This is a genomic window from Desulfovibrio sp. SGI.102, assembly GCF_050314315.1.
In the GTDB taxonomy this organism is placed as follows: Bacteria; Desulfobacterota; Desulfovibrionia; order Desulfovibrionales; family Desulfovibrionaceae; genus Desulfovibrio.
On sequence record NZ_JBNPNC010000066.1, the window covers coordinates 1 to 11774 of the forward strand.

Genomic DNA, 11774 nt, shown 5'->3' on the forward strand with positions numbered 1-11774 from the left:
AAAGCCCATAAACAGATCCCCGGCAGGAAACTGCCAGGGATTTTTTATGGCTCGCCCTCAGGGGATACTTCTCATAGAGAGAAAGAGACCGTCCTCCCCGTACCAGCCAAAGATCCTGCCGTTTGTTCGACGCTCCATAAGCATGGCATCCCGCCCAACCCTTTGCAGGCTTCCAACGCAGTCAGCTTTCCGCAAGCCGCCCCTGCACATATAAAAAGGGCCTGCCCTTTACAGGACAGGCCCTCCTCTGGTCTTGGGTCGGTTCGTTGCCTAGTCGGGACGGCGGCCGATGCAGAAGTAGGCGAAACCACGGCTGCCCATGGCGGCGGGCGAGTAGAGGTTACGGCCGTCAAAGAGCAGCGGCGCGGTCAGCAGGGACTTGATGCGATCGAAGTCGGGATTGCGGAACTGGTTCCATTCCGTCACCACCAGCAGAGCCTGGGCACCATCGCACACGCCGTACTGATCGTCCACGATCTCCACCAGGGGGTTGTCCTGGAAGATACGGCGAGCGTTATCGGCCGCCACGGGGTCGAAAGCCCGCACCTTCATGCCGGCTTCGGTCAGGGCGTTGATGATGTTGATGGCAGCGGCTTCACGCATGTCGTCGGTGTTGGCTTTGAAAGCCAGGCCCCACAGGGCCAGGGTCTTGCCCTTCACACCACCCTGCGGCGCAAAGTATTCCTTGATGCGCTCGGCCATGTGCAGCTTCTGGCGGGCGTTCACGGCTTCCACGGCATTGAGCAGCTTGGGCTCCATACCGGCGGCTTCGGCCGTATGGATCAGGGCCTTCACGTCCTTGGGGAAGCAGGAGCCGCCGTACCCAACGCCGGGATAGATGAACTGGTAGCCGATGCGGCTGTCAGAACCGATGCCGTTACGCACGTCGCGCACGTCGGCGCCCACACGCTCGCAGATGGTGGCGATCTCGTTGATGAAGGAGATCTTGGTGGCCAGCATGCAGTTGGCGGCGTATTTGGTCATTTCAGCGCTGCGGATGCCCATGACGATCAGTTTGTCACGGGTACGGGCAAAGGGCGCGTACAGTTCGCGCATGGTGGCGGCGGCCTTGTCCGACGAGGTGCCGATGACCACGCGGTCAGGCTTCATGAAGTCGGAGATGGCGTCGCCTTCCTTCAGGAACTCGGGGTTGGAGACCACCTCGAAGTCGAAATTCTTGCCGCGGGCAGCCAGTTCTTCGGTGATGATGGCGCGCACACGGTCGGCAGTGCCCACCGGCACCGTAGACTTGTCCACCACGATGAGGTCGTTTTCCATGGTACGACCGATCTCGCGGGCCACCTGCTCCACGTAGTGCAGGTCGCAGGAACCGTCTTCTCCGGGAGGGGTACCCACGCATATGAAGGCGCAATCAGCGCCAACCAGACCTTCCGCCAGGCTGGTGGTGAACTTCAGGCGGCCATCGGCATGGCTGCGGCGCACCATGGGTTCCAGGCCGGGCTCGAAAATATGCACGGAGCCGGCATTCAGGCGGGCCACAACATCCTTGTTGACATCGATGCAGGTCACGGAGTTGCCCATTTCAGCGAAGCAGGCAGCACTCACCAGACCCACATAGCCGGTGCCGACGATACACAATTTCATATGTTTTCTCCCTTGGGGCGCTCTTGACGCCCGACAGTGATAACGTCAAAACAAATCGATTGAGTGCGCAGTATAGCGTTTTTTTTCCTGAGCTTCAACTCCGGGGGCGGACATGCTGGTGGGACTGGGGATGGACCTGACCGATATCGGGCGTATGGAACGGGCCCTGCAACGCCATGGGGCACGTTTCGCAGCCAGGATCCTGGCACCTGCCGAACAGGAGGCCTGCCCGGAGCTGCGTCCCGCCTTCGTGGCCGGACGCTGGGCTGCCAAGGAAGCCGCCGTCAAGGCGCTGGGCTGCGGCTTCAGCCTGGGGATCGGCCCACGTCACATCGAGATCCTGCCCACGCCGACGGGCAAACCGGAGTTGCGCTTTACCGGCCCGGCCCTGGAGCGTGCCCGGCAGCTGGGCGTGCGCCATATCCATGTATCCATCACGCATGAACGAACCACGGCAGCCGCGGTTGTCGTACTGGAGGCCTGACGATGAACGGGGAATGGTGGTCCGCACTGCCGCCGCTGCCCCTGCCGCACGAAATGCAGCAGTGGGACAAGCAGGCCGTGGAACTGGGCATCCTGCCGGAGATCCTGATGGAAAATGCCGCGGCCGCGGCGTTCCGCCAGCTGAGCGCCCTGTGCCCCCGGCTTGCGGGGAAGCAGGTCTGGCTGCTCATGGGCAGCGGCAACAATGGCGGCGATGCCGCCTGCCTTGCCCGTTATCTGCTTGATGCCGGAGCCTGCCCGCATGTTTTCCATACCCGGCCGCTGGAGCATTACCGGAACGAAACGGCATATCATCTTCGGACGGCCCTGACATGTGGCGTCCCCTTCCTTCCGGTGGCCGCGCTGACGGAGACGCCCCTCCCCCATCCCGACATCCTGGTGGACGGGCTGCTGGGCACGGGGTTTTCCGGCCAGCTGCGCGACGACGCCCGACGTCTGGTCTCCTTCGTGAACGAACTTTCTCCCCGGCCGCTGATCCTGTCCCTGGACGTACCGTCGGGCCTGGATGCCACCAGCGGCCTGCCCTGTCCCGAGGCTGTCAAAGCGGACATGACGGTCAGCTTTGCCGCCGCCAAGCCCGGCCTGATGCTGCCGTGGGCCCGTCCGTATACCGGGGAATGCCATGTGGGCCCCATCGCCATGCCTGCCAAAGTCCGGGAAGAAGGCCCCTGCTCTTTCCGCCTTCTGGACGGCCATGCCCTGACCCTGCTGCCTGCCATGACGGCCGCGAGCTACAAGAACACCTACGGGCATATCCTCGTCATGGGAGGACGCCCCGGCATGTGCGGTGCCGGACATCTGGCCGCCCGGGGGGCGCTGCGTAGCGGTGCCGGCCTGGTCACGGCAGCCATGCCCGCCGCCGGTGAAGATCAGGTGCGCATGGGCTGGCCCGAGATCATGACCCTGCCCCTGGGCGATCCCGGAAACAGGGATTGGCCCGCCCAGCTCCCGGACGACCTGCGGCAACGCCTCCACCAGTGCCGGGCCCTAATCATCGGCCCCGGCATGGGACGAGGACAAGACAGCCATGCGTTTCTGGCAGCCCTCCTGAAAGAACCTGAACGCCCGGCCTGTGTATTCGATGCCGATGCCCTGATGCTGCTGGCAGGGGATCCCGCTCTGCTGGCGGCCCTTGGCCCCGGAGACATCCTGACGCCGCACCCCGGCGAGGCCGCCGCCCTGCTCCACTGCCCGGGCAGTGCTGTCCAGCAGGACAGGATGGCGGCCCTGAAGGCCCTTTGCGCAGCCGTCCCCGCAGCTATCGTCCTCAAAGGCGCAGGGACGCTGGTCGGCCAGCGGGACTGCCCCACAGGCCTCAGCCCCCTGGATGTCCCCCAGCTGGCCATGGGCGGTTCCGGCGACGTGCTTGCCGGTTGTACCGCGGCCCTGCTGGCTCGCTTGCAGGAAAGCCCCCGGGCGGCCCATCAGGCCGCCTGCCTGGCAGTGGCGCTGCATGCCGCTGCCGGCCGGATACTGGCCCGTACCCATCCCCACCGGGGCAATGTGGCCGGCGAACTGGCCGATGCCCTGCCCCAGGCCATGACACTTTAACCGGATACCCCCGCTATGGATGCCTTTACCTTTGTGCTCGAATCCCTGGACGATACCGCCCGCCTCGGCACCTTGCTGGCCGGCATGATGCAAAACGCCCCCCAGGTGCGCGCCCTGCTTTTGCAAGGAGATCTGGGCAGCGGCAAAACGACCCTGACGCGCTCCCTGGTCGCGGCCCTGCCGGGTGGCGACCAGGCCGAGATCTCCAGTCCGTCCTTCACCATCTGCAACAATTATCCCACCTGCCCGCCTGTCCTGCACTGCGACCTCTACCGTTGCCCGGCCTCCCTTCCCGACGAAGTCTGGGACGCGCTGGACGCCGATGCAGGCATCTGCATCGTGGAATGGGCCCAGTATATCCCCGAAGCGGCCCTTCCCAAGGAATTTCTGGACATCCGGCTGGAGTCATGCGAAAAGGGACGATTCCTGACGGTAATGGCGCATGGGCAGGCGTCTCAGGCTCTGGCTCAGGAGCTGCATACAGCCTGGACCACATCCGGACGGCACGGCTCCCGGACGGATCTGCCCCTTTTTTCGTGAGACAGGTGCATCAATGGAATCTGGCATGAAAATCTTAGTTCAAAAATTCGGTGGCACTTCAGTGGCAAACCTGGAGTGCATGAAGAAAGTGCGCGAAAAAGTGCAGGCCGGGTTGAACAAGGGCTACAAGATGGTGGTCGTGCTTTCCGCCCGTTCGGGCGAGACCAACCGTCTGCTGGCCCTGGCCTCCGAGTGGTCCTCCACTCCGGACCCGGCGGAATGTGATTCTCTGGTCTCCACCGGGGAACAGGTCTCCATCGCGCTCTTCACCATGCTGCTCAAAGACGCGGGCATCCGCGCCCGTTCCCTGCTGGCATGGCAGATCCCCATCATTACCGATGACGACCACGGCAATGCGCGTATCGAATCCATCGACAGCCAGCGCCTGCGCAGCTATCTGGATGAATACGACGTGCTGGTGGTCGCCGGTTTCCAGGGGTGCACGGAGTCCCAGCGCATCACCACCCTGGGCCGCGGCGGTTCCGACACCTCGGCTGTTGCCCTGGCTGCCGCCCTGGGTTCGGTTGAATGCGAGATCTACACGGATGTGGACGGCGTCTATACCACCGACCCCAACATCTGCTCCAGCGCCCGCAAGATGGATCGTGTCGCCTATGAAGAAATGCTGGAAATGGCCAGCATGGGCGCCAAGGTGCTGCACATCCGTTCCGTGGAATTTGCCAAGAAGTACAAAGTGCCTGTGCGCGTCCGCTCCACTTTTTCCGACGACCCCGGCACGCTCGTTACCCAGGAGGACTCCAGCATGGAAGCTGTTCTTGTTTCCGGCATTGCCTATGATAAGGACCAGGCTCGTGTGACCCTGCACGACCTTCCCGACGTGCCCGGCGTGGCCGCCGCCATCTTCGGCCCCCTTTCCGAAAAGGGCGTGCTGGTGGACATGATCGTCCAGAACACCAGCCTTGACGGCCATACCGACATGACCTTCACCATCTCCCGCAAGGATCTCAAGCAGACCTTGGCCATCATGGAAGAAGTGAAGGAACGCACCGGCGCCACCGACGTGGTCTCCGACGTCAATGTGGCCAAGGTCTCCGCCATCGGTGTCGGCATGCGCAACCACTCCGGCGTGGCCGCCCGTGCTTTCTCCGCCCTGACCCAGGAAGGCATCAACATCCTGATGATCAGCACCTCCGAGATCAAGATCACCATCCTGATCCAGGAAAAGTACGTGGAACTGGCCGTGCGCATCCTGCACGACACCTTCGGCCTGGACTGGGACATCAACTAGTCCCGCTCCTGCCTGCCGGCTGACCGGCCCCGGCCAGCCGCCGGCAATACACCCCATACGATAAGAAAGCCCGGTATCCTGTGATACCGGGCTTTTTCTTTCTCATGCGAATGCTCGTAACAGGCCTTTACCGCGAAAAATCTCCTCTTCGTAAACTGATGCCTGTCACAGGAGCAGCGGCCTTTTTTCATCCACTTAAGACAGCGTCCCGCCCTAGTGGCGCATCTCGGCCCCCAGGGCCAGCAAAGTCGTCTGCAGATCCGTCATGCTCTGGCAGATATAGTCAGCATGGACGGACTCCAGTTCCTGACGGCTCCCGTACCCGTACAGCACGCCCACGGTCTTCATGCCCACGGCATGGCCGCCGACCACATCATGGAACCTGTCCCCCACCATCAGCGAATGGGACACATCCGCGCCCGTTTCCTGAAGGGCATAACGCAGCACATCGACTTTGTCGTTGCGGGCCCCGTTCAGCTCGGCACCGGCCACAAAGGAGAAGTAACGGCTCAACTGGAAATGATCCAGAATCTGACGGGCGAACACCTCCGGCTTCGATGTAGCCAGATGGATGCGGTGTCCCTGCTCGATCAGACGCTCCAGCATCTGGGGCACCCCGGGATAGACCTGATTTTCAAACATCCCCTGCCGCCGGAAGTACTCGCGGTATTTTTCCACCGCCAGTGCGACACGGGCGCTGTCTCCCGGAAAATAGCGGGCAAAGGACTGCTTGAGCGGCGGACCGATGAAGAAGAGCAGGCTGTCTGCACTGGCCCTGATCCCGAAATGGTTCAAAGAATACAGGACGGAATTGATGATGCCCTGCTTGGAATCGGTGATGGTGCCGTCAAGATCGAAAAAGAAAGAAGTATGGGCCATAGGCATACCGGGGGTTGCGACTACGAAGAATGCTGCCGGACGTTTTTATTACTATTGCCTCTTGCGGCCTACTGGTCAAGCAGTCCCAGGTGATCCAGCACCAGGGTCGGCTGGCGCTCCAGTCCGGGAAGGTCGGAACGCCGGGCTTCTCCGCTCAGGACCAGCAGGAAATCGATGCCGGCGTTCTCGGCCAGCAGCTTGTCGGTGGACAGCCTGTCGCCCACCATCAGCATGTTTTCCGGCGCATAACGCTGCAGCAGGCCGGAAAGCAGGGTCGCATCCGGCTTGCCGAAGATGCGCTCCGGTCTCCTGCCTGTGGCGGTGGCGTACAGGGCCAGAAAGCTGCCCACGTCCGGCAGGGGGCCTTCCGGAGAGGGACAGACCAGATCCGGATGCGTGGCCAGGAAGCGCACATCATCCTTTTGCAGCAGCAGCGCGGAACGTGACAGTTTTTCATAGGTCAGTTCCGTATCATAGGCCAGGATGACCGCCTGTGCGCCTTCTTCCTGCTGCTTCAGTTCGGGCATGCGCTGGCGCAGGTCGGAAACGAAATCCCGGTTGCCGACCACATACGCCGTATGGATGCCTTCCGTCTTCAAAAAAGCCACCAGCGGCGTCACCGGCGAGAGCAGCTGCTCCCTGCGGGCGGGGATACCCATGCCGTTCAGCTTTTTGATGTAGGTCTCCGGTGCCTTGGAGGTATTGTTGCTCAGGAAGAAAAAGTCCACATCTTCCCAGTGCCGCTGCACAAAGGCCACGGCCCCCTCGATGGGATTGTCCCCCATATAGATGGTACCATCCATGTCCAGAACGATGCAACGTTTGTCAGGAAGCCGCATGCCGTGTCCCCCAAGTTTCAAAAATGAAAAAAATGACGGCAAAACTGTGGCGCCCCCGTCCGGCACCCGCCGCCGTGCCGGGATTCTACACAGGCCGATGGCCTGCTGCAAGCGGCGTTTTTCACGCCTCTTGCCCATCTTGACACAACAATGTCCTGTAAGTAGAGGAAAGGGACGACTTCCCCGTATAACTTTCGCAAACGAAGATTCCAAAGCTATAATTGTCGCTCCTGTGAGCGGAGGACAGCGTGAAAGAAACCACAGTGATCATCATTGGCGGTGGTGCGACAGGTATCGGCATTCTGCGCGACCTGAGCATGCGCGGCGTGCCCGCCCTGCTGCTGGAACAGGGGGGGCTGGCCCACGGCACGAGCTCCCGCTTCCACGGCCTGCTGCACAGCGGCGCCCGGTACGCTGTCAGTGACAGCGAATCCGCCCGGGAATGCATCGAAGAAAACATGATCCTGCGCCGCATCGGCAAGCAGTGTGTGGAAGAGACCGAAGGCTTTTTCGTCCGTACCAAACTGGACGACCCGGCCTTCGAACCCGGCTGGGTCGAAGCCTGTGCCCGTGCGGGTATCTCCGCCGAGCGCATCGATGTGGCCGAAGCACGGCGGCTGGAGCCCAATCTGGCTCCCAATATCTGTTCTGTTTACCGCGTGCCGGACTCCTGCGTCGACGGCTTCCGTCTGGTCTGGCACAATGCCCTGTGTGCCCGGCGCTACGGCGGTGACATCCTCACCTACCACGAAGTCATCGCCATCAAGCAGAGCAACGGCAAGGTTACGGGCGTCACGGCCCACAACCGCATCACCGGCGAAGAACTGGACATCGCCTGTGAATACGTGGTCAATGCCGCCGGTTCCTGGTCCGGACAGATCGCCCAGCTGGCCGGTCTGGATGTCAGCGTGTCGCCCGACCGCGGGACGCTGATCGTCTTCAACCACCGCTTCACGTCGCGCGTGGTCAACCGCCTGCATAAAAGCTCCGACGGTGACATCTTCGTCCCGCACGGTTCCATCACCATCCTGGGAACCACGTCGACGCCTACCGACCGCCCGGACAACAATACGCCCACGACCGAGGACGTTTTGCGTCTGCTGGATATCGGCGAGCCCCTGTTCCCCGATCTGCGCTCGTACCGCATCCTGCGTGCCTTTGCCGGTACGCGCCCGCTCTACACCCCCAACAATGCCGTGGGCCGTGCCGCCAGCCGCAATTTCCACATCGTGGACCACAAGCAGGACGGCCTGGAAGGCATGGCCAGCATCTTCGGCGGCAAGCTGACCACCTACCGCCTGATGGCGGAACGGATGAGCGATCTGGTCTGCCGCTATCTTGGCAATAACGAGCCGTGCCGTACGGCGGAAGAACCCATCATGGCGGATCCCTCCCCCGAGCTGATGCAAAAAGCCGCCAAGGTCTTCCCGCTCAATGGCGCCGTCCTTGCTGCCGACCGTCTGGGCAGCACGTTTGCCGATGTGGTGGAAAAGGCCGCATCCGAAAAGGACAACGAACTGCTGTGCGAATGCGAGATGGTCAGCATGGCTGAAGTGGAATATGTGGCCCGCGACCCTGCCACCCACTCCCTGCATGATGTCCGCCTGCGCACTCGTCTGGGCATGGGTACCTGCCAGGGCACGTTCTGCTCCCTGCGCGCCATCGGCGCTTTGACCGAGCGCAATGTTCCCCTGGCCTTCTCCCCCATGGAAGACGTCTCCCAATTCCTGCAGGAACGCTGGCGTGGTCTGCGCCCGGCCCTGTGGGGCAAGCAGCTGAAAGAAATCGAACTGGGGCGTGCCATCTATGCGGCCACCCTCAATCTGGATGGAGCCGGCAATGAACAAGAGAAATAGCGACGTCCTGGTTATCGGCGCCGGCATGTCCGGCCTTGTGGCGGCCCTTGCCGCTGCCCGGCGCGGCCGCAAGGTCACTGTCCTTTCCCGGGGCGTGGGAGCGCTGGCCATCGGTAGCGGTTGCGTGGACGTCCTGGGCTATGTCAACGGCCAGGCTGTTTCCGGCCATCCGCTGGATGCCATCGAATCCTTGCCCGAGGCCCATCCCTATCGCCTGCTGGGACGTGATCGTGTGGCCGAAGCCTGCTCTTTCCTGGAAGAAATCTGTGCCGCTCAGGGCCTGTCCCTGCTGCCCATGAAAGAGAGCAATCGCCTTGTCCCCAGTATCATGGGCACCCTTAAGCCGAGCGGCCTGTGCCCGGCCAGCGCCGATGGCGATCTGCTGCTGAAGGCCAAACGAGTTGCCGTGGTCACCATCGAGGGCCTGCGCGACTGTCAGCCCAATCTGATCATCAAGCAGTTCCGCCGTTATCCTGCTCTCAGGAGCATCGAGTTCACCGAAGTCGTCCTGCCCTCGCCCCTGGGCAAAACGCACCGCAATATCACGGCTCTGGATCTGGCCCGCTATGTGGACCGTCCCGAAGGGGTCTTCTGGCTGGCCGATGCCCTGAAAAAAGCCTGCGGCCGACAGGACCTCATCCTGCTGCCGCCTGTGTGCGGCGTGCGCAACTTCCTTTGGAAAAAACTGGTGGAGCTGCTGGATTGCCCGGTGGTGGAAATGCTTTCCATCCCTCCGGGAGTCAGTGGTCTGCGTTTGCGCACCTGTCTGCTGAATGCCCTGCGCGAGCTGGATGTCACGCTGCTGGAAAATACGACGGTGATCCGTGCCGACGTCGCGGACGGGCATTGCCGCGGTGTGATCACCTCCGGTCTCGACCACGAACACGTCTATGCTGCTGATCAGATCATCGTGGCTACCGGTGGTTTCATGGGCGACGGATTCGAAGCGGAGCCCGGCAAGATGCAGGAAAGCATCTTCCAGCTGCCGCTCTGTCTGGAAAATGGCGAGATGCCTTCCGCCGATCCTTCTGACTGGTCGGAAGAAAACGTCTTTGCCCGCCATGCCTTCGCTACCCTGCGCGTCCGCGTCGGTGCACAGCTGCGTCCCTGTTCTGAGGAAGGCTCGGTGCTGCTGGACAATGTCCGTTTTGTGGGCCGCTCGCTGGGCGGCTATGATTTCGCTACTGAAAAAAGCGGTAACGGCGTGGCCCTTGCCACGGCCTGGTATGCCGCCCAATGTGTGTAAGGCAGGTGCATGATGGCTCTCAAACATCCCAATCCTGATGCCTGTATCGCCTGCACCACCTGTGTGGTACAGTGCCCGGTGGCCCAGGCCACCACGAACTTCCTTGGCCCCCGCATGATCGGTCCCGCCTATGAGCGTTTCCGCCTGCTGGGTCTTGCCGAAGAAGAATCCCTGCACTATTGCGCCAACTGCAAAAACTGCGATATCGCCTGCCCCCAGGGCGTCCCGATCTCCAGTCTGAACATGATGGCCCGTGCCGAGCAGTGCCGCAAAAAGCGTCCGCCCCTGCGGGACTGGATCCTTGGGCACGGCGAACTTATGGCCAAGCTGCTGCGCTACGTGCCTGCTAAGCTGAAGAACTTTGGCATGCTCAATCCCGTGACCCGCTTTGCACTGGACAAGCTGGGTATCTCCGCCAAGGCTCCCATGCCGGCCTTTGCCGAAAAGAGTTTCCGGCAGCAGCTGAAAAAAATCTGGCAGCCCCATACCAACAAGTATGTCGTCCTCTTCCCCGGCTGTTATCTGGATGTCTATGATCCGCAGACCGGGCTCGACCTTGTGTGGGTGCTGAACCAGGCTGGCTACCATGTCATCGTTCCCGAGGAATTCGTCTGCTGCGGTCTGCCCATGGTCGCCAACGGATTCTGGGACGACGCTCGCGCCAATGCCAAAAAGAATATCGCGGAACTGCAACGCTGGCGCAAGGAAGGCATCCCGGTCATCACCGGTTGCCCCAGCTGCGCGTTGATGTTCTCCTCCGATCTGCCGGAATACTATCCCGACCTGATGATCGATGGCGTCTCCACTACTCTGCTGGATGCTCAGGCTTTCCTGCTGGATTGCGTGGATAAGGGAGAACTGCGTCTGCCCGAAAAAACTGTGGACAGTTCCGTGGTTCCTTCCGAGCTCATCTATCACGCCCCCTGCCATCTGCGTGCCCAAGGCAACGGCCTGCCCGGCCTCGACCTGCTCCGCTCTCTGCCCGGCATGCATGTCAGCAATGCCGATGCCGGATGCTGCGGGATCTCGGGCAGCTATGGTTTCAAAAAGGAAAAGTATCCCATCGGCATGCAGGTGGGCTCCGCCCTCTTTGATGCCGTACGCAAAAGTCCGGCTCCCGTGGCCGCTTCGGAGTGCGGCACCTGCCGTGTCCAGATCAAGCACGGTTCCGGCAAGGATTGTCTGCATCCGGTTTCCGTGTTGCGGCGCTGGATGGAAGCTGCCCGTTAATTAGGGATTCTTCCGAGGACAAAAATATAGTGACGAGGCCTCTGCATGATGCAGAGGCCTCTTTTTTTACAGCCAGATTTTCTTGTGAAATCATATTATCAGCATATTCTTAAGAAATTTCACTGCCTGCTGCAGCTAAACTCAATGAACAGGAGAAACAACTTCCACATTGCCGCAACGAAGAGCCTGCCATATCAGCGTATATAAGATCTCAAAGTTTACATAATTATATGAAGAACGTCTTTCTTATGGGCTTAAACCTTGATCGCTTAGAG

At 61.4% G+C, this 11774-nt stretch carries 10 protein-coding genes; 7 read left to right on the top strand and 3 right to left on the bottom strand.

The features are described from left to right. Positions 1–270: 270 nt before the first annotated feature. Complete coding sequence (locus tag ACQRCJ_RS11030; RefSeq protein WP_168936342.1) at positions 271–1605, bottom strand: UDP-glucose dehydrogenase family protein; 1335 nt, start codon at positions 1603–1605, stop codon at positions 271–273. A gap of 112 nt (positions 1606–1717) precedes the next feature. Here ACQRCJ_RS11030 and ACQRCJ_RS11035 point away from each other — a divergent pair, with 112 nt between their 5' ends. Genes ACQRCJ_RS11035 through ACQRCJ_RS11050 form a run of 4 tightly spaced genes read left to right on the top strand, consistent with a single transcriptional unit; the run spans position 1718 to position 5449 of the window. Continuing rightward, entirely contained in the window at positions 1718–2089 is a 372-nt protein-coding gene (locus ACQRCJ_RS11035) for a holo-[acyl-carrier-protein] synthase (RefSeq protein ID WP_168936343.1), read from the top strand. 2 nt (positions 2090–2091) lie between these two features. Continuing rightward, positions 2092–3660 carry an NAD(P)H-hydrate dehydratase gene (locus ACQRCJ_RS11040; RefSeq protein WP_303931363.1) on the top strand — a complete coding sequence of 523 codons (1569 nt, stop codon included), beginning with the start codon at positions 2092–2094 and terminating at the stop codon, positions 3658–3660. Positions 3661–3675: 15 nt separating this feature from the next. Next, entirely contained in the window at positions 3676–4200 is a 525-nt protein-coding gene (gene tsaE, locus ACQRCJ_RS11045; protein WP_168936345.1) for a tRNA (adenosine(37)-N6)-threonylcarbamoyltransferase complex ATPase subunit type 1 TsaE, read from the top strand. A 25-nt stretch (positions 4201–4225) separates the two neighbouring features. After that, the gene (locus tag ACQRCJ_RS11050) at positions 4226–5449 is read left to right on the top strand and encodes an aspartate kinase (RefSeq protein WP_006006022.1); all 1224 of its coding nucleotides are present in this window, start codon (positions 4226–4228) and stop codon (positions 5447–5449) included. 213 nt (positions 5450–5662) lie between these two features. Here the strand turns inward: ACQRCJ_RS11050 and ACQRCJ_RS11055 are convergent, their stop codons facing one another. Then, positions 5663–6328: an HAD family hydrolase gene (locus tag ACQRCJ_RS11055; protein WP_168936347.1), complete on the bottom strand. Its 666-nt coding sequence runs from the start codon at positions 6326–6328 to the stop codon at positions 5663–5665. A gap of 68 nt (positions 6329–6396) precedes the next feature. Beyond that, positions 6397–7167 carry an HAD-IIA family hydrolase gene (locus ACQRCJ_RS11060; RefSeq protein ID WP_168936348.1) on the bottom strand — a complete coding sequence of 257 codons (771 nt, stop codon included), beginning with the start codon at positions 7165–7167 and terminating at the stop codon, positions 6397–6399. Between the two features lie 248 nt (positions 7168–7415). Here ACQRCJ_RS11060 and glpA point away from each other — a divergent pair, with 248 nt between their 5' ends. The 3 genes from glpA to ACQRCJ_RS11075 are packed head-to-tail and all read left to right on the top strand — an operon-like array spanning position 7416 to position 11499. Beyond that, on the top strand, positions 7416–9023 hold the full coding sequence (glpA, locus tag ACQRCJ_RS11065) for an anaerobic glycerol-3-phosphate dehydrogenase subunit GlpA (RefSeq protein WP_427799811.1): 1608 nt from the start codon (positions 7416–7418) through the stop codon (positions 9021–9023). Beyond that, on the top strand, positions 9007–10269 hold the full coding sequence (gene glpB / locus ACQRCJ_RS11070; RefSeq protein WP_168936350.1) for an anaerobic glycerol-3-phosphate dehydrogenase subunit GlpB: 1263 nt from the start codon (positions 9007–9009) through the stop codon (positions 10267–10269). Before glpA ends, glpB begins: the two co-directional genes overlap by 17 nt. A 9-nt stretch (positions 10270–10278) precedes the next feature. Continuing rightward, positions 10279–11499, top strand: a complete 1221-nt coding sequence (locus tag ACQRCJ_RS11075) for an anaerobic glycerol-3-phosphate dehydrogenase subunit C (RefSeq protein ID WP_240937741.1) — start codon at positions 10279–10281, stop codon at positions 11497–11499. Positions 11500–11774: the final 275 nt, after the last annotated feature.

Bases quoted from the DNA above. Each gene is read 5' to 3' on its own strand.
- ACQRCJ_RS11035 (WP_168936343.1), top strand. From the start codon at position 1,718: ATGCTGGTGGGACTGGGGATGGACCTGACCGATATCGGGCGTATGGAA.
- ACQRCJ_RS11075 (WP_240937741.1), top strand. From the start codon at position 10,279: ATGATGGCTCTCAAACATCCCAATCCTGATGCCTGTATCGCCTGCACC.
- ACQRCJ_RS11050 (WP_006006022.1), top strand. From the start codon at position 4,226: ATGAAAATCTTAGTTCAAAAATTCGGTGGCACTTCAGTGGCAAACCTG.
- tsaE (WP_168936345.1), top strand. From the start codon at position 3,676: ATGGATGCCTTTACCTTTGTGCTCGAATCCCTGGACGATACCGCCCGC.
- glpB (WP_168936350.1), top strand. From the start codon at position 9,007: ATGAACAAGAGAAATAGCGACGTCCTGGTTATCGGCGCCGGCATGTCC.
- ACQRCJ_RS11055 (WP_168936347.1), bottom strand. From the start codon at position 6,328: ATGGCCCATACTTCTTTCTTTTTCGATCTTGACGGCACCATCACCGAT.
- ACQRCJ_RS11030 (WP_168936342.1), bottom strand. From the start codon at position 1,605: ATGAAATTGTGTATCGTCGGCACCGGCTATGTGGGTCTGGTGAGTGCT.
- ACQRCJ_RS11040 (WP_303931363.1), top strand. From the start codon at position 2,092: ATGAACGGGGAATGGTGGTCCGCACTGCCGCCGCTGCCCCTGCCGCAC.
- ACQRCJ_RS11060 (WP_168936348.1), bottom strand. From the start codon at position 7,167: ATGCGGCTTCCTGACAAACGTTGCATCGTTCTGGACATGGATGGTACC.